General features: G+C 29.0%; 19 protein-coding genes and 1 riboswitch. Of the genes, 5 read left to right on the forward strand and 14 right to left on the reverse strand.

Translation table 11 applies throughout. The annotated features are described in order from the left end of the window. Nucleotides 1-82: 82 nt before the first annotated feature. The 5 genes from I6E15_RS08045 to I6E15_RS08065 all read left to right on the forward strand — a co-directional run bounded on the left by I6E15_RS08045 (nucleotide 83) and on the right by I6E15_RS08065 (nucleotide 6,008). Nucleotides 83-1,120: a hypothetical protein gene (locus I6E15_RS08045; protein ID WP_235247313.1), complete on the forward strand. Its 1,038-nt coding sequence runs from the start codon at nucleotides 83-85 to the stop codon at nucleotides 1,118-1,120. A gap of 256 nt (nucleotides 1,121-1,376) precedes the next feature. Next, on the forward strand, nucleotides 1,377-2,666 hold the full coding sequence (locus tag I6E15_RS08050; RefSeq protein WP_235247314.1) for an ATP-binding protein: 1,290 nt from the start codon (nucleotides 1,377-1,379) through the stop codon (nucleotides 2,664-2,666). A gap of 141 nt (nucleotides 2,667-2,807) precedes the next feature. Beyond that, nucleotides 2,808-4,433, forward strand: coding sequence for an AAA family ATPase (locus I6E15_RS08055; RefSeq protein ID WP_235247315.1), 1,626 nt, complete (start codon nucleotides 2,808-2,810; stop codon nucleotides 4,431-4,433). 54 nt (nucleotides 4,434-4,487) lie between these two features. After that, nucleotides 4,488-4,868 carry a hypothetical protein gene (locus I6E15_RS08060; RefSeq protein WP_235247316.1) on the forward strand — a complete coding sequence of 127 codons (381 nt, stop codon included), beginning with the start codon at nucleotides 4,488-4,490 and terminating at the stop codon, nucleotides 4,866-4,868. A 357-nt stretch (nucleotides 4,869-5,225) separates the two neighbouring features. Then, complete coding sequence (locus I6E15_RS08065; protein ID WP_235247317.1) at nucleotides 5,226-6,008, forward strand: sulfite exporter TauE/SafE family protein; 783 nt, start codon at nucleotides 5,226-5,228, stop codon at nucleotides 6,006-6,008. 74 nt (nucleotides 6,009-6,082) lie between these two features. On the opposite strand, the gene guaB is transcribed toward I6E15_RS08065, so the two are convergent. The 14 genes from guaB to I6E15_RS08135 form a co-directional block, all read right to left on the reverse strand. Beyond that, nucleotides 6,083-7,540 (reverse strand): IMP dehydrogenase, encoded by a 1,458-nt coding sequence (guaB, locus tag I6E15_RS08070; RefSeq protein ID WP_177161491.1) that lies wholly within the window; start codon nucleotides 7,538-7,540, stop codon nucleotides 6,083-6,085. A 147-nt stretch (nucleotides 7,541-7,687) separates the two neighbouring features. Continuing rightward, the gene (gene purD, locus I6E15_RS08075; protein ID WP_235247318.1) at nucleotides 7,688-8,926 is read right to left on the reverse strand and encodes a phosphoribosylamine--glycine ligase; all 1,239 of its coding nucleotides are present in this window, start codon (nucleotides 8,924-8,926) and stop codon (nucleotides 7,688-7,690) included. A 22-nt stretch (nucleotides 8,927-8,948) separates the two neighbouring features. Continuing rightward, nucleotides 8,949-10,484, reverse strand: coding sequence for a bifunctional phosphoribosylaminoimidazolecarboxamide formyltransferase/IMP cyclohydrolase (purH, locus tag I6E15_RS08080; protein WP_177161475.1), 1,536 nt, complete (start codon nucleotides 10,482-10,484; stop codon nucleotides 8,949-8,951). 11 nt (nucleotides 10,485-10,495) lie between these two features. After that, the gene (purN, locus tag I6E15_RS08085) at nucleotides 10,496-11,068 is read right to left on the reverse strand and encodes a phosphoribosylglycinamide formyltransferase (protein WP_177161476.1); all 573 of its coding nucleotides are present in this window, start codon (nucleotides 11,066-11,068) and stop codon (nucleotides 10,496-10,498) included. Next, the gene (purM, locus tag I6E15_RS08090) at nucleotides 11,062-12,126 is read right to left on the reverse strand and encodes a phosphoribosylformylglycinamidine cyclo-ligase (RefSeq protein ID WP_235247319.1); all 1,065 of its coding nucleotides are present in this window, start codon (nucleotides 12,124-12,126) and stop codon (nucleotides 11,062-11,064) included. Before purM ends, purN begins: the two co-directional genes overlap by 7 nt. Before the next feature lie 50 nt (nucleotides 12,127-12,176). Continuing rightward, nucleotides 12,177-15,869 carry a phosphoribosylformylglycinamidine synthase gene (locus I6E15_RS08095; protein ID WP_235247320.1) on the reverse strand — a complete coding sequence of 1,231 codons (3,693 nt, stop codon included), beginning with the start codon at nucleotides 15,867-15,869 and terminating at the stop codon, nucleotides 12,177-12,179. A gap of 44 nt (nucleotides 15,870-15,913) precedes the next feature. Next, a complete protein-coding gene (gene purK / locus I6E15_RS08100) occupies nucleotides 15,914-17,023 on the reverse strand; it encodes a 5-(carboxyamino)imidazole ribonucleotide synthase (RefSeq protein ID WP_235247321.1) in 1,110 nt (369 codons plus the stop codon). Beyond that, a complete protein-coding gene (purE, locus tag I6E15_RS08105) occupies nucleotides 17,023-17,508 on the reverse strand; it encodes a 5-(carboxyamino)imidazole ribonucleotide mutase (RefSeq protein WP_235247322.1) in 486 nt (161 codons plus the stop codon). The genes purK and purE overlap by 1 nt, the downstream gene beginning before the upstream one ends. A gap of 259 nt (nucleotides 17,509-17,767) precedes the next feature. Beyond that, nucleotides 17,768-17,867: riboswitch (purine riboswitch) on the reverse strand. Between the two features lie 49 nt (nucleotides 17,868-17,916). Next, nucleotides 17,917-18,984, reverse strand: coding sequence for a pyridoxal phosphate-dependent aminotransferase (locus I6E15_RS08110; RefSeq protein ID WP_235247323.1), 1,068 nt, complete (start codon nucleotides 18,982-18,984; stop codon nucleotides 17,917-17,919). Further along, on the reverse strand, nucleotides 18,984-19,952 hold the full coding sequence (cbiB, locus tag I6E15_RS08115; protein WP_235247324.1) for an adenosylcobinamide-phosphate synthase CbiB: 969 nt from the start codon (nucleotides 19,950-19,952) through the stop codon (nucleotides 18,984-18,986). The genes I6E15_RS08110 and cbiB overlap by 1 nt, the downstream gene beginning before the upstream one ends. Then, entirely contained in the window at nucleotides 19,953-20,822 is an 870-nt protein-coding gene (locus I6E15_RS08120) for a cobyric acid synthase (protein WP_235247325.1), read from the reverse strand. Nucleotides 20,823-20,825: 3 nt separating this feature from the next. Beyond that, nucleotides 20,826-21,788 carry a Gfo/Idh/MocA family protein gene (locus tag I6E15_RS08125; protein ID WP_235247326.1) on the reverse strand — a complete coding sequence of 321 codons (963 nt, stop codon included), beginning with the start codon at nucleotides 21,786-21,788 and terminating at the stop codon, nucleotides 20,826-20,828. Between the two features lie 13 nt (nucleotides 21,789-21,801). Then, nucleotides 21,802-22,797 carry a dipeptidase gene (locus I6E15_RS08130; RefSeq protein ID WP_235247327.1) on the reverse strand — a complete coding sequence of 332 codons (996 nt, stop codon included), beginning with the start codon at nucleotides 22,795-22,797 and terminating at the stop codon, nucleotides 21,802-21,804. Nucleotides 22,798-22,810: 13 nt separating this feature from the next. Next, complete coding sequence (locus I6E15_RS08135; protein WP_177161484.1) at nucleotides 22,811-23,047, reverse strand: YdbC family protein; 237 nt, start codon at nucleotides 23,045-23,047, stop codon at nucleotides 22,811-22,813. Nucleotides 23,048-23,239 lie beyond the last annotated feature (192 nt).

The raw sequence follows: 23,239 nt of genomic DNA on the forward strand, positions 1-23,239 counted from the left end.
TAATAACAGTATATTACATAAAAATTAAAATAGCTTAATAATTAAAAAATTATTATATAAATATTATACGAGGAGAAATACAATGGATACAATAGCAGTAAAATTAATGCTTGGAATACAGGATATAACAAAAATAGATAATATTAAAAAATATTTTAATAATATAAAAAGCTATTATGGATTTACTTATTGTGATGTAAAAGAAGTAGTAGAGGGAGGAAATTTCCTTATTAAAATTTCTTATCCAAGATTTTTTAAAGGAATTAATGCTTATTTAATAACTAAAGAATCAGAGTGTCTTGAAGTTAATGAACATTTCTGTAATAGGGTAAGCAGTAAGTTTGGAGATGATGTTGAAATTATATTAACAAGAGTAGATATTCCTTTTACTTACAATATGAATAACTATAGTTTAAGAGCTTATGACAATATTTTTAAAATATTCGCCTTAATCTATTCTAAAAAATACCCAAATTCTTCTACTAAAGGTATAATAGAATTAAAAACTGGAGAAAAAGAGAGTTTAACTTTTGCTGATACAAAATGTACTAGTGCTTACAACCATAGATTAATGATTTATAATCAATATGAAAATATTTTTAGAAAAACATCAAATAAAGAATTTGATGAAATTTTAATAAATTATCCTGATTTGCCACATAGAATGAGATGTGAAGTTTCAAAATATATTGACCGAAATAGTTTTTCAGTAGAGAAATTTAAAAATCTTAACATCTTAAGAAGTTATTATTATCAATATAAAAAATACATCTTTAAAAATTTTTTAGATTTTGTAGAGATTGACAAAATTTATGAAGAAGCAACTGAAAAATTAGCCAAAAAATTGGAAGAAGAAAGAGAGAAAGCGGGTCTTACATTCAATTATAAATTATTTATTATAGAAAATAAAGAAGACATCTATGATTATAAAATATTAAAAATGGCATTAAAAAAAGTTATAGAAAATACTAAAACACGAGAGGGAGCTATAACAAGAACTAGAAAAATAATAGAAATCTGTGAATCTGCTTGGGGAATAATTTTAAAAGATACTTATGAATGTATGCTTGAGATGAAAGAAGAATTTGAAAAAATGGAAATAGAAAAGGTAGAAGAATAAAAATTTCTCCGCCCACAATAATAATCTTTTATCGGAATGCTGTAATTGCTTTAGCTTATGGAAGCATTCCGATTTTATCATATTTTTACAAAAAAGTCAAGACTTTCAAGAATTATTTATAGAATGATTAAAGAATTTATTTATTAAAATGAAAAAATTAATTAAAAACTCATCAGAATAAATGTTATTTATTCGTTAAGATTTACATTTTTATCCACAAATGATATAATGTAAATAAAAAAAGGAAGTAATTTTTATGTATAGAAAAATTTTTGAATATTTAAAGAATTGGAAAAATTCTCTATATAGGAAACCCCTTATTTTACAAGGTGCAAGACAAGTGGGTAAAACTCATTCTGTTCTTACATTTGGAAAAAATGAGTATGAAAATGTAGCATACTTTAACTTTGAAACGGATATAAGGCTGAAAGAAACCTTTGAAGAAAATATAAATCCCGATTATTTAATTCCAATTCTTTCAAGGCTTTCTAATCAAACTATCATAAAAGAAAAAACTCTTATTTTTTTTGATGAGATACAGCTTTGTGAAAGAGCTTTGACTTCACTTAAATATTTCTGTGAACAAGCTCCAGAATATCATATAATAGTTGCAGGAAGTTTATTGGGAATTGCAGTAAATAGACAGCAAATTTCTTTTCCTGTTGGTAAAGTTGATATAAAAACTTTATATTCTATGGATATGGAAGAATTTTTAATGGCAATGGGAGAAGATGAACTTATAGCAGCTATAAAAAAATCTTTTGAAGAAAATACACCTATGCCATCAGTTTTACATGATATTGCAATGGAATATTACAGAAAATATTTAGTCGTTGGCGGAATGCCTGAACGTGTAAGTAAGTTCAGAGAAACAGGAAACTACACTTTAATCAGACATACACAAGAAATGATTTTATTAAGTTATCTTAATGATATGAGCAAATATAATGTAACAAATGAAATTAAAAAGACAAGACTCGTTTATGATAATATTACAGTTCAGCTTTCTAAAGAAAATACAAGATTTCAATATAAATTAGTTAAAAGTGGAGGGAGAGCTTCTGAATTTGAAAATGCAATAGAGTGGCTTACTTTGTCAGGAATAACTTCTAAAATATATGGTCTTGAAGATATACAGAAACCTTTGGAAAACTATAAGAATATAGATTCATTCAAAATTTATATATCAGATATAGGGCTTTTATGTGCTAAGAAAGAGATAGTTCCTGAAGATATTTTGTATCTATCAAATGATTTCAAAGGTGGTATGACAGAGAATTATGTTAATGTGCATCTAAATATTAACGAATACACTCAATATTATTGGAAAGCTCCAAAAGGAACATCAGAGGTTGACTTTATAATAATGAGAGAGGGAAAAATAATTCCTGTGGAAGTTAAATCAGCAGATAACACAAGAGCAAAGATCCTTGAAACTTATATGAAAAAATATAAACCAGAGTATGCTGTGAAAGTTTCAAGCAAGAACTTTAGTTTTGAAAATAATATAAAAAGCATTCCTTTATATGCTGTATTTTGTATATAATAAATAAACCTTAGTTATTACAATATTAAAAGAAATTTTGAAACCTAAATTAATTATAAAAAAGAAAATGGAAAATATCATAAAATTTAAAAATTTTTGTGATATACTATATATAGAAACTAAAAGAAAAGAGGTGTAGGCATGAAAAAAATTCCTATTGGGATAGAGGATTTCAAAGAATTAATATCAGATAATTATTTTTACATAGATAAAACTAAATTTATAGAAGAAATTTTTAATGATGGAGCAAAAGTAAAACTATTCACTCGTCCAAGAAGATTCGGAAAAACTCTTAATATGTCTATGCTGAAAACTTTTTTTGATATAAAAGAGGCTGAAGAAAATAGACAATTATTTGATAGTTTATATATAAAAAATTCTCCTGTATTTAAAGAGCAGGGAAAATACCCAGTAGTTTTTGTTTCTATGAAAGAAATAAAAGGAACTACTTGGGAAGAAATGCAAAAAAGTATAAGAGAGAATTTATCTAACTTATATGAAAAATATAGCTATTTAAAAAATTCTTTGAATGAAAGAAATAAAAGAAAATTTGAAAAAATTTGGTTTGAAGAAATTAATGGAAGTTACAGTGGTGCATTAAGTTTTTTAAGTGAGATATTAGAAGAACAGTATAACGAAAAAGTTATAGTTCTTATTGATGAGTATGATGTTCCTCTTACTATGGCTTATGAATATGGTTTTTATGACATAGCTGTTATTTTCTTTAAGAGCTTATATGGCTCTGTTTTAAAAACTAATTCAAGTCTAAAAATGGGAGTACTTACAGGAGCAATAAGAGTAGCTCAGGCAGGAATATTCTCTGATCTTAATAATATTGAAACCCATACAATACTTGATGAAGCATATGATGAATATTTTGGGCTTTTGGAAAATGAAGTAGAAAATGCTTTATTAGAATATAAGTCTGAAGACAGATTAGAAGATGTTAAATTATGGTATGACGGATATAAATTTGGAAATATAGAAGTATATAATCCATGGAGCATTTTAAAATATATAAAATATAAAAAATTGGAAGCCTATTGGATAAATACCTCAGGAAATGTTTTAATAAAAGAATTATTACTTATTTCAGACGGAATAGTTTTTGAAGATTTGGATAATTTAGTAAACGGACATGAAAAAACTATATATGTTAATGAGAATGTAGCTTTAGGAAATAATTTAGACCCAAACAGACTTTGGGAGCTTATGCTTTTCTCTGGATATTTAACTGTAAAAGAAAAAATAAACAGTGAGGCATATTTAGTAAAAATTCCTAATAAAGAGATACAATCATTTTTCAAAAGTCTTTTTGCAGAAATAGTATTTAAAGGAAAAAGTAATATAGCAAGTATGAAAGGTGCTTTGGAAAGTAAAGATATAAACACTATCGTAAACATTTTAGAAAAAGTTGTACTTAATGCAATAAGTTTCTATGATACAAATAAAAAATTTGAAAATCCATATCAAACATTACTTGCAGGATTTTTCTATGCCTTAGATGATTATTATAGAATGATTCCAAACCCAGAAACAGGATATGGTAGAGCTGATATAGTATTAATACCAAAAAATAAAAAATGGTCAGGATATGTGTTTGAATTAAAAAGAGCCAAAACTAAAAATCTTGAGAAAGAGGCAGAAAAAGCTCTTGAACAGATAGAAGAAAAGAAATATGAAACGATACTGATAAATGAAAAAATAAAAGAGATAATAAAAATTGGTTTAGTTTTTGACGGAAAAAAAGCTGTGGCTTATTACTAAAGTGGTAAAAAATAATCTAACAATTTAGTATTAAATATCTTATGGGGGAATAATATGAAAAATATAAGTATAAAGGTATTAGATGAGGATATTAGTTTAAAAGATTTTTGTATAAAATATAATGTAGAAATTGAAACCATCTCAAAAAAACTTAAAGATGAAATAGATTGTTACAGATATGGAAAAGTGATAGATAACGGAAAAGATTTATTTTATATTTCAGAAGGATATTATGATTGTACAATTATTAAAACAACAGGAGAAAAGTATATTTTAAACACTGAAATTGATGAGTTTCCTTCTGAAATAAGATATGAATATTTTTTTGATAATGATTTAGTTGTAAGTTATGATGCTAATGAAGATTGTAGTTTAGATTTTTTATTTGAATTTTCAACTGAAAGAAGTGTAGGCTTTTTTAAAACTAATTTTTAAAATATTGAAATTATATTTGGCCGTAAAATGGCCGTAAAAAATTTAAAAACCTATAAAATATAAAAAAATGACAAAAATAGAAAAAATAAAATGCCCATAAAATAAGGGTTTGAAGCTATAAAAAATCTATCTTTGTAGAGTGGGAATAATTGCTACATTTTATAACTTTTTATATTTTATAATTTTAAAATAATAGAATTTTAAAAATGCTCCTAAAATGGTGGCAAAAAAATAAATTATTTAGGTGTTAATATCCTTAAGGTATTAGCACCTTTTTTATTCTCTTTACAAAAATAAAAAAAATAATATATAATATATTAAAAATCTTATAAAATTTATTGGGGAGATGAAATTTCAATGCTTGATATTTTTCTTGCAGAATTTAATATTCAAACTTTTCTTTTTTTATCCATAACTTGTTTTATAGCAGCCTTTGTTGATGCTATTGCTGGTGGTGGAGGACTTATAAGTGTACCTGCCTTTGTAGCCTCTGGACTTCCTATTCATGTGGCTATGGGAACTAACAAGATGGCAGCAAGTTTTTCTGTTCTTGGAAGTGCTGTAAAATATTTTACATCTGGAAATATTAATTTTTCACTTCTAAAATATCCAATGATTACAGGAGCTATCGGATCTGTACTTGGGACTTGTGTAGTTTCAAATACACGTGAGGAAGTTCTTGAACCTCTTATTTTTATTATGTTACTCGCAGTTATTATTTACACTTTTATGAATAAAAATATGGGAATCAAAGATGAATTTCAAGGAATTACCTTAAAAAATAATATAATTGGAAGTTTTATGTCATTTATCGTTTGTTTTTACATTGGATTCTTTGGACCAGGTGGAGGTTCTTTCTTATTATTTGGACTTCTAAAAATTTATAAGATTGATTTTATAAAAGCCTCTGGAAATGCAAAAGTTTTAAATCTTATAGCTAATATTGCAAGCCTTATAGCATTTATCTATTTTGGAAATGTTTCTTATCTTTATTCTATACTTGTAGGATTTGTTATGTTTATAGGAGCACAATGTGGAGCAAAATACGCAATCAAAAAGGGATCTAAATTTATAAGACCATTTTTTATAGCTGTTTCTTTCATCACAATAGCAAAAATGGCAATAGAAAAATTTTTATAAATATTTTTAATTTTAATAGCAAAAAAGCTGTGCAAATAATCTCGCACAGCTTTATTTTTATATTATTCTTTTAATTATTTAGAAGAATAGTTAGGAGCTTCTTTAGTAATTTGGATATCGTGAGGGTGACTTTCTCTTAATCCTGCTCCAGTTATTTTAACAAATCTTCCTCTTTCTTGAAGTTCTCTTACTGTTGGAGTTCCACAATATCCCATTCCTGCTCTGATTCCTCCACATAATTGGAATATAACGTCTTTTAAGTCTCCTCTATAAGCGATTCTTCCTTCAATTCCTTCAGGAACTAATTTTTTAGCATCGTTTTGGAAGTATCTATCTTTAGATCCTCTCTTCATTGCTGCAAGAGATCCCATTCCAACGTAAACTTTATATCTTCTTCCTTCATATATTATTTCTTCTCCAGGCGCTTCTTTAGTTCCCGCTAAGATTCCTCCAAGCATTACACAGTCAGCACCAGATGCTAAAGCTTTAACGATATCTCCAGAAAGTTTAATTCCTCCGTCAGCTATAACTCCGATTCCTCTTTCTTTACATACTTGGTAAACGTCGTTTACTGCAGTAAGTTGAGGTACTCCAACTCCTGCAACAACTCTTGTTGTACAGATAGATCCAGGTCCGATTCCAACTTTTACTGCGTTAACTCCTGCATCTATTAAAGCAAGAGCTGCTTCAGCTGTAACTATATTTCCAGCTATTAATTCTAAGTTAGGGAAAGCTTCTCTGATTTCTCTTACTCTTCTTATAACTCCAGCTGAATGTCCGTGAGCTGAGTCCATAGTAATTACGTCAACACCTGCATTAACTAAAGCTGTAACTCTTTCTATTGTATCGTTTCCGATTCCAACAGCAGCTCCAACTCTTAATCTTCCGTGTTCATCTTTACAAGCATTTGGATATTCAACTATTTTGTCTATATCTTTTATTGTGATTAATCCTTTTAAGTATCCGTTGTCATCAACTATTGGAAGTTTTTCTATTCTGTTAGAAAGTAATATTTCTTTAGCTTGATCTAAAGTTGTTCCAACTGGTGCAGTTATTAAGTTTTCTTTTGTCATAACATCTGCAACTAATGTGTCGTAGTCTTTTCTATATTTTAAGTCTCTGTTTGTGATGATACCGATTAATTTTCCATCTTCTTCAACAACTGGTAATCCAGATATTTTATATTGTCCCATTAAATCATCAGCATCTCCTAAAGTATGATCTTTAGTTAATGTGATAGGGTTTTGAATCATTCCACTTTCATTTCTTTTTACTTTGTCTACTTCTTTAGCTTGTTCTTCGATAGTCATATTTTTGTGGATAAATCCAAGTCCACCTTGTCTAGCAAGAGCTATTGCTAAATCAGCTTCTGTAACAGTATCCATAGCAGCACTAATAATAGGAATGTTTAAAGTGATATTTTTTGTAAGTTGAGTTTTTAGATTAATATCTTGAGGTAATACATTAGATTCTGCAGGTATTAATAATACGTCATCAAATGTTATTGCTTCTTTTACTATTTTTCCATTCATTGTATCCATTGAATTCTTTCTCCTTTATATTAAAAATTTAATTAAACTTTTTTAACAAAGAGGCTGATTAATTTAAACAGCCTCTTTTTTTGTGTTTTTGTCATTATATCATATTTTTTATATTTTTACTACAATAAAATTAATTTTTTAATCAATTAAATCTTTGGCACCAATATCTTTTCTATAGAATAATTTATCACATTTTATTTTTTCAATATCAGCATAAGCTTTTTCTTTAGCTTCTTGAAGAGTATTTCCTTCTCCAACAACTATTAAAACTCTTCCACCATTTGTTAAAAGTTTTCCATCTTCTAATTTAGTTCCCATATGGAAGATTTGTGATTCTATTCCTTCTGGAATAACTATTTCTGCTCCAACAGTTGAACTAGCTGGATATCCTTCTGATGCCATTACAACACCACAAGTCGTTTTTTCAGACCATTTTACAGGAGTTTCTTTTTCATCCATTATATCAAGGATAAGTTGTACTAAATCACTTTCCATTCTAGGTAAAATTGATTCAGCTTCTGGATCTCCGAATCTTGCGTTAAACTCAATAGTTTTAACTCCATCTTTAGTATCCATAATTCCTGCAAAAATAAATCCTGTGAAAGGTAATCCCTCTTGAACTAATCCTTTTAATGTAGGTCTTATTATTTCATTAACACTTGCATCAATTATATCTTTTGTTACTCTTTTTACTGGAGAATAAACTCCCATTCCACCAGTATTAGGTCCTAAATCCCCATCAAATACTCTTTTGTGATCTTGTCCAACTTCTAATGGAATAACTTTATCATTGTGAGCTAAAGCTATAAGAGAAAATTCAAATCCATCAAGATAATCTTCTATTACAACTCTATTTCCTGGTATATCAAAAGCTATATCTAAAGCTTCATAAGCTTCCTCTATTTTCATAGCCACTGTTACACCTTTACCAGCTTTTAATCCATCTTCTTTTATAACGATTGGAGCTCCTTTTTGATTAACATAAGCTAAAGCTTCCTCTTTGTTATCAAAAGTTTTGTAAGCTCCTGTTGGAACGTTATATTTTTCCATTATTTGTTTTGCAAAATCTTTACTACTTTCAAGTCTTGCAACAGCTTTTTTTGGTCCAAATATTTTTAAACCTTTTGCTTCAAAAGCATCAGCAGCTCCAAGAGCTAAAGTTGTTTCAGGTCCAACTACTGTTAAATCTATTTTTTCTTTTAAAGCGAATTCAACTAATCCCTCAATATCGCTATCTTTTATATTTACATTAACTCCAAACTCTTCTATTCCAGGATTTCCAGGAGCTACGTATACTTTGTCTACTAGTGGACTTTGATTAATTTTCCAAGCTAATGCGTGCTCTCTTCCACCTTTTCCTATAACTAATACTTTCATCTTATCTCCTCTTTTCCAAAAATTAGTGTTTGAAATGTCTCATTTTTGTGAATACCATTGCTATTCCATGTTTGTTACATTCATCTATTGAAAGTTGATCTTTTATAGATCCACCTGGTTGGATTATAGCTTTGATTCCATATTCTATTGCTAATTGAACTGTATCTGGCATTGGGAAGAATGCATCAGAAGATAAATAAGCTCCTCTTGATTTTTCTCCAGCTTGTTCAAGAGCTATTTTAGCAGCTCCTACTCTGTTCATTTGTCCAGCTCCAACACCTAAAGTTTGGTTATTTTTACTTACAACGATTGCATTTGATTTAACATTTTTAACAACTTTCCATCCGAATAATAATTCTTGGATATCTTCTTCAGTTGGTTTAGTTTCTGTTACACATACTAAGTCTTCAGGTTTAACTTCTCCAAAGTCTACATCTTGTAAAAGTATTCCATCATTTACTCCTACAACTTTTTTCTTATTGTAGATTTCTTGATCAATATCTAAAGTCATAAGTCTTATATTTTTCTTAGCCATTAATATTTCTAATGCTTCATCAGTAAATCCTGGGGCAATTACTATTTCTAAGAATAATTTATGTAATTCTTTTGCAACTTCTATATCTATAACTTCATTAGTAGCAACTATTCCACCAAATATTGAAATTGGGTCAGCAGAGTAAGCTCTATCCCAAGCTTCTTTTAATGTATCTCCAATTCCTACTCCACAAGGGTTAGTATGTTTTACAGCAACTACAGCTTTTTTACCAGAGTTTAAGAACTCTCTTAAGATTTCTATTGCTCCGTTAGCATCTTGAATGTTGTTATATGATAATTCTTTTCCGTGAAGTTGTTTTGCACTTGCAAGAGAGTATCCAGTCATTGGAGTAGCATAGAATGCTGCTGTTTGGTGAGGATTTTCTCCATATCTTAAATCTTGAACTTTTTCATAAGTTAAAGTTAATTTTTCAGGATATTCTATTCCAAGTTTAGAAGTTAAGTAGTTAGCGATTAATGCGTCATAAGCAGCTGTTGTTCTAAATACTTTTGCAGCTAATTCACATCTAAATTCTAAAGTAGTATCTCCGTTAGCTCTTACTTCATCTAAAACTCTTTGATAATCAGCTGGATCAACACAAACAGTTACAAATTTATGGTTTTTAGCAGCAGATCTTAACATACTTGGTCCACCGATATCTATATTTTCAATTAGTTCTTCGTGAGTTCCACCTTTTTTTAAAGTTTCTTTGAATGGATATAGATTTACAACTACCATATCTATAAGTTCAATATGGTTGTCTACTAAATCTTTCATATGTTGAGGATTATCTCTTACACAAAGAAGACCTCCGTGTACATTTGGGTGAAGAGTTTTTACTCTTCCGTCCATCATTTCAGGGAATTTTGTTACATCAGAAATTCCTATTGTTTTTATTCCAGCTTCATCTAAAGATTTTTTAGTTCCACCTGTTGATATTATTTCATACCCTAAAGAAGATAATTCTTTTGCAAATTCTACTATTCCTGTTTTATCTGAAACGCTTATTAAAGCTCTTTTCATTTTATAGCCTCCTAAAAATTCTTACATAAATTTCTTAAAGTTTCTGGATAGATTCTATGTTCTATCTTATGGATTTCTTCTTCTAATTTTTCTAAATCCCAATCTTTTTCAATTACTAATTTTTCTTGATAGATTATTTTTCCACTATCAACACCTTCATCTACATAGTGGATTGTAACTCCTGTTTCTTTTGCTCCAGCTCTAAAAGCATCTCCTATACCATCTTTTCCTGGGAAATTAGGTAAGTATGCTGGGTGGATATTTATTATTTTATCTTTATATTCATTTAAAAGTACAGGAGAAATAATTCTCATATATCCTGCAAGAGCCACTAAATCTATTTTATTTTCTTTTAAAATTTCTATAATTTTTTCTTCATATTCTTTTTTTGAAGAAAAGCTTTTAGGAAGTACCACGTAATGTGGCACTCCTAATTTTTTTGCTCTTTCTATTGCATAAGCAGATGCTTTATCAACTATTAAAAGCTCTACTTCATAATTTTTTTCTTCGTAAGTTCTACTTGTTTCAACTATGCTTTGAAAATTTCCTCCATTTCCAGATGCAAATACGGCTACTCTTACCATACTAAGTCTACTCCCTCTTCTCCTTCTACAACTTCTCCTAAAAGAACTGGTTTTTCTCCTAAAGATTTTAAAACTTCCATAGTTTTGTCAGCTTTATCTTCGTCAACAATTATCATAAATCCAATTCCCATATTGAATACATTGTACATTTCTTCTTTTGGTACTTGTCCAACTTCTTGTAAGAAATTGAAGATTTTTGGAGTGTCTATTGCTTTAGTATCAAGTTTTGCACAAAGTCCTTGAGGTATGATTCTTGGTACGTTTTCGTAGAATCCTCCACCAGTTATATGGCACATTCCATTAACTTCAACTTGTTCTAATAATCTTTTTATTGTTTTTACATAGATTCTTGTTGGAGTAAGTAAAGCTTCTCCTAAAGATTTTCCATCAAATACATCTCTATATCCGTTTAAATCTAAGTTATTATCTTTCATAACTATTTTTCTAACAAGAGAGAATCCATTTGAGTGAACTCCAGTTGAAGGAAGTCCTATTACTTTATTTCCTTTTTTAACTTTTTCTCCAGTTATTAATTTAGATTTTTCTACAACTCCCACACAGAATCCAGCTAAATCATAGTCTCCAACTTCGTACATATCTGGCATTTCAGCAGTTTCTCCACCGATTAATCCACATTCAGAAAGTTCACAACCATCTGCAACACCTTTAACGATTTGTTCTATTTGTTCTGGGAAGTTTTTACCAACAGCTACATAATCAAGGAAGAATATTGGCATAGCTCCTTGTACTAAAACGTCGTTTACACACATAGCTACAACGTCTTGTCCTATTGTATCGTGTTTATCCATTTTGAATGCAAGCATTAATTTTGTTCCAACACCATCAGTTCCACTGATTAAAACTGGTTCTTTATATCCTAAAGCTGATAAATCAAACATTCCTCCAAAAGCTCCAATACTATCAATTACACCTTTAACTTTTGTTCTAGCAACGTGAGATTTTATTCTTCTAACTGATTCATAACCAGCTTCTAAGTTTACTCCTGATTCCATATATTTTTGGCTACTCATATTGTTTTCCATATATTCTTTGCTCATTTTTTTCTCCTTAAGTTAAAATTTTATAAAATTATCAATAATGTTTAATACTATTTTTTAAAGAAATTTACTCCGTTAGCAAATATATCTTGCATTTTTTCAAAGTAGATGTTTTGGAATACTCCTTCTTCGTAACGTTCAGAGTGTCCCATTTTTCCTAAGATTCTTCCGTCTTTAGAAGTAATACCTTCTATTGCGTAGTAAGAACCGTTTAAGTTATATTTTGGATCAAGTGAAGGATTTCCTTCTAAGTCACAATATTGAGTTGCTACTTGTCCATTTTCAAATAATTCTTTTGCAAATTCTTCGCTTACAACAAATCTTCCTTCTCCGTGAGAGATTGCTATTGAATGCATATCTCCAATTTCAAATGATGATAACCAAGGTGAAGAGTTAGATGCTATTCTTGTTGTAGCCATTCTTGAAACGTGACGGTTAATGTCATTTCTAAATAATGTTGGAGAGTTTTCATTTAACATATCCATATCTCCATAAGGAAGTAATCCAGATTTTATTAAAGCTTGGAATCCGTTACAAATTCCTAACATTAATCCTTCGTTTGCTAAGAATTTATTGATGCTTTCTTTAATTTTTGGATTTTGTAATATGTTAGTTATAAATTTACCTGAACCATCTGGTTCGTCTCCAGCACTAAATCCTCCAGGGATTGCGATGATTTGAGATTCTAATATTTTTTTAGAAAGTCTGTCGATACATTCTTCCATATCTTTTACTGTTAAGTTATTGATAACAAATATTTCTGATTTTCCTCCAGCTCTATCAAATGCTTTTGCTGTATCATATTCAGAGTTTGTTCCTGGGAATGCCATTACTAAAACTTTTGGTTCATCATAAAGTTTAGATGCTTTTTGAACCATATTTCCTTTTTTCTCAGTTGGTTTTATAGCTTCACCATTTGCTTTTTTAGTAGCTTCATATGGATAAATTTTAGCATATCTTTCTTCCCAAGTAGCTATTGCTTCATCTATTCCTAATTCTACACCATTAATTTTTATTGTAGTTCCTTCTACTTTTCCAAGTAAAGTTCCAAATCCTAATTCTTTTGTAGATTCAACAATTATTGCTCCTGGCATTAAGTCGAATAAGTTTTCAGTAGTTTCTACATTAACTCCAAGTTTGTTTCCAAATGTCATTTTCATAACTGCTTCAGCAACTCCACCAAATTTAACTACTGATGAAGAAACGATGTTTCCTGCTAAAATTTCAGCTCTTACATTTGCAAAGTTAGTTCTTAAAGTTTCATATACTGGTGTGAAATCTTTATTGTATTCTGGTTTTACTAAGTAGATATAATTTCCTTCTGCTTTTAATTCAGATGATATTATATTTTGAGTTTTTTCAGTTACTACAGCAAAAGAGATTAATGTAGGTGGTACATCTATATTTTTGAATGTTCCACTCATACTGTCTTTTCCTCCGATTGCTGGAGTTCCAAATTCAACTTGAGCTTCGATACTTCCTAAGATGGCCATAAATGGTTTACCCCATCTTTCTGGATTTTTACCAAGTTTTTCAAAATATTCTTGGAAAGTAAGTCTAGCTTTTGAATAATCTCCACCAACAGCTGTTACTTTTGCTAAAGATTCAACAACTGCATAGATAGCTCCTAAATATGGAGATTTTTCAGAGATATATGGGTTAAATCCAAATGATAATATTGATGCAGTATTTGTAAATCCTTTTGTAGGGAATTTTTGGATACTTGCTTCAGTTTCAGATAATTGATATTTTCCTCCATAAGGCATTTGAACTGTTGATCTACCAACTGTAGCGTCAAACATTTCTACCATACCTCTTTGAGATGCCACGTTCATATCTTTTAATGTAGCAACTAAGTTTTCTTTTAAATCTCCTGTTTTGTTAGATGCAAATACATCTACTACTTCTGGAGCTTTTACTTCAACGTTTTGTTCTTGTCTAACTCCGTTTGTATCTAAGAAACTTCTTTCGATATCAACAATTGTTTCTCCTCTGAAGTTGATTACTAAGTTTTCTTTTTCAGTTACTTTTGCAACAACACTTGTTTCTAAGTTTTCTTCTCTCATTAGGTTTTCAAATTTTTCTACATTTTCTGGAGCCACTACAACTGCCATTCTTTCTTGAGATTCACTGATTGCTAATTCAGTTCCACTTAGTCCTAAATATTTTACAGTAACTTTATCTAAGTTTACTTCTATTCCTCTAGCTAACTCTCCTATTGCAACTGAAACTCCTCCAGCTCCAAAGTCGTTAGATTTTTTTATAAGTTTTGTAACTTCTGGATTTCTGAATGCTCTTTGGATTTTTCTTTCTATTGGAGCATTTCCTTTTTGAACTTCTGATGAACATTTAGTAAGTGATGAATCGTTATGTTCTTTTGAAGATCCTGTTGCTCCTCCAACACCGTCTCTTCCTGTTTTTCCTCCAAGAACTATGATTATATCTCCAGGTACTGGTTCTTCTCTTAATACATATTCTTTTTTAACAGCTCCTACTACTGCTCCAACTTCCATTCTTTTTGCTTTATATCCATTGTGATAGATTTCTTTTACAAATGTAGTAGCAAGTCCGATTTGGTTTCCATAAGATGCGTATCCATGAGCTGCACCTTTAGAAATTCTTACTTGTGGAAGTTTGTTTTCCATAGTATCTTCTACTTTTTCACAAATATCTCCAGCTCCAGTAACTCTCATTGCTTGGTAAACATAAGCTCTTCCTGATAATGGATCTCTTATAGCTCCACCGATACAAGTACTTGCTCCTCCAAATGGTTCAATTTCTGTTGGGTGATTGTGAGTTTCGTTTTTAAACATTAATAACCATCTTTCTGTATTTCCATCAACATCGATGTCTACTTCAACGCTACAAGCATTTATTTCTTCAGAAACTTCTAAGTCATCAAGTTTTCCGATTTTTCTCATATATTTTCCACCAATAGTACCCATATCCATTAAAGTCATAGGTTTTCTATTTCCGTGAACTTCTTCTCTTAATTTTAAATATTTTTCATAAGCAGCTTGGATAGCTTCTGTCATTTGACCTTTTTCTATTTTTACATCTTTTAAGAAAGTTTCAAAAGTTGTATGTCTACAGTGGTCAGACCAGTAAGTATCTAAAACTTTTATTTCTGTTTCAGTTGGATTTCTTTTTAAACTTCTGAAATAGTTTTGAATATGTTGTAAATCTGCTAAAGTCATAGCAAGTCCATTATCATTTAAGAATTTTTCTAATTCTTCAACTGTATAGTCATTGAATCCAACTAATACTGGTACTGGCTCAACTTTAAAATCTTCTGTATTATCTAGTACAGATAAATCTTTTTCTCTAGTTTCAATTGGGTTGATTAAATATTTTTTAACTTTTTCTAAAGATTTAACTTCTCCATAAAGAACAACTATTCTTCCGCTTTTGATTTTTACTGTATCTTTACTATTTAAAAGAACTAAACATTGTTCTGCTGAGTCAGCTCTTTGGTCATATTGTCCTGGTAAGTTTTCAATAGCTATGAAAGTTTTTCCAGCTAAATCAACTTCGTCATAAACATTATCTGTAACAGCTTCTGCTAAAACTTTTGATTTTAAAAGTTTAACATCTTCTTCGTCACAGTTGAAAACATCATAAACATTGATTAGTTCTACTCTTTCTAATCCTGTTTCATAAAGATTTTCTCTTAATTCATTTAGTATAGATTCTCCCTCTACTTGAAACCCTTGTTTTTTAGAAACAAAAATTCTTTTATCCATCTTTCCTCCAAAAATTTATATTTTAATTTTTTTACTAATAAAATCTATTTTGCTAACTCTTCAGCTCTTTTTATTAAAGCTTCTAAATCTTCACCAATTAGATTTAAATGTCCCATTTTTCTATCTACTTTAGCTTCTCCCTTATTATACATATGAAGAAACTCATTTTCTCTTAAGCTAGCTTTTTCTATTCTTTCTACATCTTGCCCCAAAATATTTAACATTACACTTTTATGTAAAAGTTTTGGATCAGTTAATTTTTTTCCACATATTCCCTCAATATGAAGATCAAATTGAGATTTATCACAACCATCTAAAGTATAGTGAGCTGAGTTGTGAGGTCTTGGAGCCATTTCATTTACATATATTTCTCCATCTTTTCCATAAAAATATTCTATTGCTAAAGGTCCTACAAAATTAAGTCCATCTATTATTTTTTTTGTAATATCTTTTACTTTTTCTTGAATTTCTTCACTTATTCTTGCAGGAGCTATTGTTATATGTAAGATTCCTTTTTTATGAATATTTTCAACAACTGGGAAAACTCCAATTGAACCATCTGTACTTTTTACTGCGATACAAGAAAGCTCACATTGAAAATCTACCATTTGTTCTAATATATATTCTCTTTTTTCTAAATCTTTTTTAGCATTTTCTAAATCTTCTTTTGTTCTGATTACCCATTGTCCTTTTCCGTCGTAACCACCCATAGAAGTTTTTAAAATTGCTGGGTAACCAATAATTTCTATTGCTTTGTCTAAACTTTCACTATCTGTTACTTCTTCAAACTTAGCTGTTTTTATTCCAAGATTATTGATACTTGATTTCTCTCTAAATCTATGTTGGCTTATATATAGCGGTCTTATTCCTTGAGGAACATATCCTCCATTTGCCTCTAATATATTTATTGATTCTGCTGTTACATTTTCAAATTCATAAGTTACTACATCTGATTCTTTTGCTATTTCTATTAAAGCATCTTTATCATCATAAGCTTTTACCAAGTGTCTATCTGTTACATATTTAGCACAAGCTGATGGTGATGGTTCTAATACCATTGTTTTATATCCTTGGATTTTAGCACTTTCACAAAGCATTTTTCCAAGTTGTCCTCCACCAAGGATTGCTATTGTGCTACCTTTTTCTATCAACATTATATTTCTACCTCACTTGTTTCTAAAACCTGATCTCTTTGTTCTCTTCTAAATTCATCTACTTTTTTTGCAACTTCCTCGTCCATAAGAGCTATAATTTCACTTGCCATTATACCAGCATTTTTAGCTCCAGATTCTCCAATAGCTAAAGTTCCAACAGGAATTCCTCCAGGCATTTGAACTATTGAAAGAAGTGAGTCTTGTCCGCTTAAAGCTCTAGATTTTACAGGAACTCCAAGAACTGGTAATGGAGTAAGACTAGATACCATTCCTGGTAAGTGAGCTGCTCCCCCTGCTCCAGCTATTATTACTTTTAATCCTCTCTCTTTAGCTGTTTTTGCATACTCAAACATTAATTCTGGTGTTCTATGTGCAGATACTATTTTTACCTCGTAGTCAACACCAAATCTTTTTAACATCTCAACAGCTTTTTCCATTGTAGGAAGATCTGAACGACTTCCCATTATTACACCAACTCTAGGCATCTCAACCCCTCCTAAAAAACTTTAAATATATGTTAAATAAAAAAATGCACTAAGAAACTTGGACATAATTAACCTATGTCCACACTCCTAGTGCATAAAATATCTCTATTGTTATAAAAATCTAAATAATACTTCCTTTTCTTTTCAAGAAAAACAAAAAACACCTTTTTATCTCCTTTATTTTTAAAAATGATTACACCAACCATTAACACAAAACAAAAGAAGTCTATATATATTTTTTTATCGAGTAAATAAAAATTTACCATCTGATAAAACTTATAGTCTGCAATTTAAGGTTGCAGGTAGAAACTAATCACCCTTATTATGATTATTATATAAGCTTCTCTTTTAAGGCATAATTTTAAGATAAGATAGGATACCACATTTTAATTTTTTTTTCAAGTAAAATTATATTTTTTTTAACTTTTTTAGAAAAATTGAATTTTTATTTCTATCTTTTATTGCTATTCTTACATAAGTATTATCTAAAAACTTAAAATTACTAGCATTTCTCACTAAAATTCCCTCTGATAACATTTTTTCTAAAAATTTTTCTGAGGTAGTAGTTTTTAATTTCAACAGAATAAAATTTGTGCTTGTTTCAAAGACTTCTATTGTACCAATTTTTTTTAATTCACTAATAAAATATCTTCTCTCTTCATCTATCCATCTGTCTGTTTTTTCTATGTATTCTCTATCTTCTAGTATTATTTTTCCAGCAAGATCTGCGAAAGCATTAACTGTCCAAGGCTCTTTTATACTATTTATCTTATCTATTATATCTTTATTATAACAGATTCCATACCCTAAACGAATCCCCGGAAGTGCAAAATATTTAGTTAAAGCTCTCAGAATAAAAATATTTTTACTTCTTAATATATTTGACGTTTTATTTTGCCAATTTGCTATAAATTCTATAAAACATTCATCAATAAATAGTTTTATTTTATTTTGTTCTAAAAACTCATTCAATTCTTTTATTTTTGAAAGTTCTACAAAACTTCCTGTTGGATTATTTGGATTGCAAAGAACTATTAAATCAAATCCTAAACTTTTTTCTTTTAAATCTTCTATATCAAAATCAAAATATTTTTTATTTTCTTCTTCTATTTTTTTTAATGGAAAATAACTGATTTCGCTATCTGTATTTTTTAAGGCTCTTTCATATTCTGCAAAAGTTGGAGAAACAATAAGAGTTTTTTTAGGATTTAGGGCTTTCATATATAAAAATAAAATCTCTGTAGCACCATTTCCTACTAAAATATTTTCAAAATCTGTTTTGTTATACTTTCCTATACTTTTTCTAAGGTCTATATAATTTATATCTGGATATCTTTCTAAAAGAGAAAAATTTTGACTAATCTCATCAATAAGAGTTTTTGGAACTCCTAAAGGATTTATATTAGAACTATAATCTAATATATCTTTTTTTCCCTCTCTTTGAAATTTATATATATTTCCTCCGTGTAAATCCATTATAAACCACCTAACTTAATTAAAAAATTACCTATAATTGATAAAACTATAAAAATAACAAGTCCCACAAATGAAGACACATATAAAAGTTTTCTTGCCTTTAAAATATCCTCCAATGTAAAATCTTTTTTTCTATCCCCGATAGTTGGTTTATCATAAACTTTTCCAAAATATTTTGTTTTTCCACCAAATTGTAATCCTAAAGCTCCTGCAAAACAAGATTCACTGTGACCAGAGTTTGGACTTCCATGATTAAGTCTATCCCTTTTATAAATTCTAAAAGCTTCCTTATAATTATACCCTAATAGAAAAGCTCCTATAACTATTATCATTCCACCTAATCTAGCAGGAATAAAATTAGCTAAATCATCTAACCTTGCTCCAACAGTTCCAAAATCTCTATATTTTTTATTTTTATAACCTATCATAGAATCAATAGTATTTATTGCTTTATAAGTCATTGCGAAAGGGAGAGCAAGTCCTACTCCGTGCCAAGTACAAAAGCTTCCAATTATTGCAAAAAACATTGGTGCTATTACTCCATCTGTTGTATTTTCTGAGATAGTTTCAATGACACTTCTTATTATCTGTCTTTCGTCCATCTCTTCTGTATCACGACTTACAAGATAAGAAAGTTGTTTTTTAGCTTTTTCTAAATCTTTCAGTTTTAAAATTTTATAGACTTTTAACCCCTCATCACCAAGACATTTTGTAGCAAGAGTTGTGTATAAAAAATAAATCTCAGTCAGTGTAAAAAATGAAAATAAATATGATACAAGAAATGTTACCACAAGGGTTATAAATACAAGTATCCCCCCTGCAAATCTTTTATTTTCTAAATCATAAAGTCTACTCTCTAATATCTTTATTAATTTTCCTATAGCTCTTACTGGGTGATACAAAAATTCTGGGTCACCAAATATCAAATCTAACCCATAGGCAATTATATATTTTCCTGCAAAATACATCTAAATTTCTCCATTCAATATTTTGTAGATATAACCAATATCCACATTTTCTCTAAGTAAATTTTCTAGTTTATTAAATTGTTCCTCTCGATACTCTTCAAAAGTTTTTTCACCACATCTTTTTTTTATATCCTCTGTATCTCTTTTTGAAATAAGTCCATCTTCATCTTCTATGTCAATATTTTCATAAGGGACAACTCCTAAGACTTTTATCCCTGTAAGACTTTCTATCTCATCAATTCCCTTTTGAAGAATTTCTTTTTTACCCCTAAACTTATTTATAATTATACCTTTTAAAAGTTTTTTCTCATCTTCATCTAAAAGCATATAAGTCCCATAAATTGATGCAAAAACTCCCCCTCTATCAATATCAGCCACAAGGATTGCTTTAGAATTTACAAGTTTTGCCATATTCATATTTACGATATCATTTTCTTTTATATTTATCTCAACAGGGCTACCTGCTCCCTCAAGAACACAGATTTCATAATTTTTGGCATTTTCATAAAATTTTTTTAGATAATCTCTAAATTTTATTTTATCTTTAGAATATTCCTCCCCAGTAGTCGATGAAAAATATTCTCCACCCAAAATTATATCTATATTTCCTTGTCCCTTTGGTAAAAGGAGAATTGGATTCATCCAAGGCTCAGGCTCTATTCCACAAGCATAGGCTTGTAAAATTTGAGAGATTGCTATTTTTTTATTTTCTTTTATTATTCCAAAATTTCTTGACATATTCTGAGCTTTAAAAGGACAGACTTTATAACCGTCTTTATAAAAAATTCTACAAAGTCCTGTAGTTATAAGACTTTTTCCAGCTCCTGAAGATGTTCCAAGTACCATTATATTTTTATGTTTTGTTTCCATTTCCTATACCTTATATCTCACTCTTGATAAAATCTCAACAGATTTTCTTGAAATATCAAATGTATTTATATTTGATTCATTTTTTTCCTCTTTTATAAGTTTTAAAAATTCCTCTAATTCATAAACCATTTGATTTGTACTTTGAGGAAGAGTTAAATATTCTGAATCTCCCTCTCTCATTACAAGTTTTATACTCTTAAGTCTTGAAATATCATCTATAACTATACTTCCCTTTTCTCCTAAAATCTCACTCTTTGTATAAGTTTGAGAAATTTTAGAATGAACAATAGTTACTATTTTATCTTCATATGTTAAAATTATTGTTCCCGCTCCGTCAACTCCTGAAGAAACCATAATATTTCTAGCTGTGAAAGATAGTGGTTCTCCAAAAAGATAAAGTGCCACATAAAGTGGATAAACTCCTAAATCAAATGATGATCCTCCATGATATTTTGGATCAAAAACATTTGTAAGTTCTCCATTTAAAAGTTTATCATATCTTGAAGAATATTGAGAATAATTAAATATAACATTTCTTATTTTTCCTATTCTGCCAATATTTTCTTTTAAAACTTTCATATTTGGAAGGAAAGTTGTTTTCATTGCCTCCATGTAAACAACATTGTTCTTTTTAGCTAGTTTTACATTTTTATCAAAAATTTCTAAATCTGTTGTTACAGGTTTTTCACAGATAACATGCTTTTTATTTGAAAGACATAAATAAGCTTGCTCTCCATGTAAAGAGTTTGGAGAACCAATATAAACAGCATCTACTAAATCAGATTTTAACATTTTTTCCAAGTCAGTAAAAACTTCTATGTCTAACTCATATCTATCGCAAAAATCTTTTCCAGTTTCTTCACGTCTTGAATAAACAGAAACTATTTTACAATTTTTATCTCTTTTTACAGCATCTACAAAATCTCCACTTATCCAGTTAGTTCCAACGATTCCAAATTTTATCATATTTCCCTCCCGTCTATTCAAAGAATTTTTTTCCAAATTCAAAGAAATTTTTATATGCTAACTTTTCTATTTCTTCCTCTTTATATCCTCTTTTTCTAAGCTCTTGTATTATATTTTGAGCTTTTGAACAATTTTCTAAACCAATTGGATTTGTAGTTTCATCTTCATACAGATATTCACAGAAGTCAAAACCAAATCCTATGCTATCTATTCCTACTAATTTCACAAGATAATCTATATGGTCAACTAAATCTTTTAAGTTTGGTCTTTTATTCGCATCTATATCTTTAGATTTTTCTGACTTTGAGTATTCACACTCTTTTATAAATCCAACATAGGCATTTATTCCAATAAGACCACCTTTTTTAGCAATAGCTTTTATCTGTTCATCTGATAGATTTCTTGGTACATCACATAAAGTTTTGCAATTTGAGTGAGAGGCAATTATTGGTTTTTCTGAAGTTTTCCAAATATCCCAAAAAGTTTTTTCATTGGCGTGGGATACATCTATTATCATTCCTAGTTTATTCATCTTTTTAACAGCTAACTTTCCTAATTCTGTAAGACCTCTTTCTGTATTTCCTCTAGCTCCTGTTCCAAGTTCATTTTCTTCATTCCAAGTAAGAGTTGCCGACCTAAATCCAAGATTATAAAAAGTATCCAACCAATCAAGATTTTTTCCAATAGCTCTTAGTCCCTCAATTCCCATAAGAACATTTAATTTTTCATTTGATATATTTTCAAAATCTTTTTTACTTTTCAAAATATGAAATAGATTTGTATTATTGTTTATTTCATTCATTGTGGCATTTATCATTACCATCATTTCTTTTTCTTCTTCAGCTTTAGAAAATTTATCATCTAACCAAGCTATGAAAACCCCACCAAAAATCTCACCTTTTTTAAATCTTTCAAGATGATAATCTCTAAAACGATTTTTTTCAATCCCTTGATTTTTCTTTTTATGAATGTCATACCATATATCTGCGTGCATATCAAAAATTTTCATAATACAACCTCTATTAAATATCTAATTCGTCTATATCTAAAGAATTTAAAAGTCCCTTTAATGTTTTTAGTTCCTCTTTTGTAAGAGTTAAACCTTTTCCCATTTTCTCATTATTTTCGTCCCAGTCTCTTATATCTATTTTTGGTTTTCTTCCATTCCAAGAAATTATATTTACTTCTTTTGACCAACCTTTAGAGCCCTCTCCGATTGTTCCTAATTTTTCTATTATATCAAATTTTATATCTGCCATAATTATCACCTTTTTTATTTTATTCTTATATTTTATATTATACTACATAGATTCTATTCTTCCAAAATTTTTTTATCTGTTCTAATTCTTTTGTTTTATTATATTTTTTATTTTATATTTTGTAATCTTTCTATAATTGACATATTAATGACATATTATTTTTTTAAAATTGTTAAAATATTATTTTTGTTG

This window comes from Fusobacterium perfoetens, from assembly GCF_021531475.1.
In the GTDB taxonomy this organism is placed as follows: Bacteria; Fusobacteriota; Fusobacteriia; order Fusobacteriales; family Fusobacteriaceae; genus Fusobacterium_B.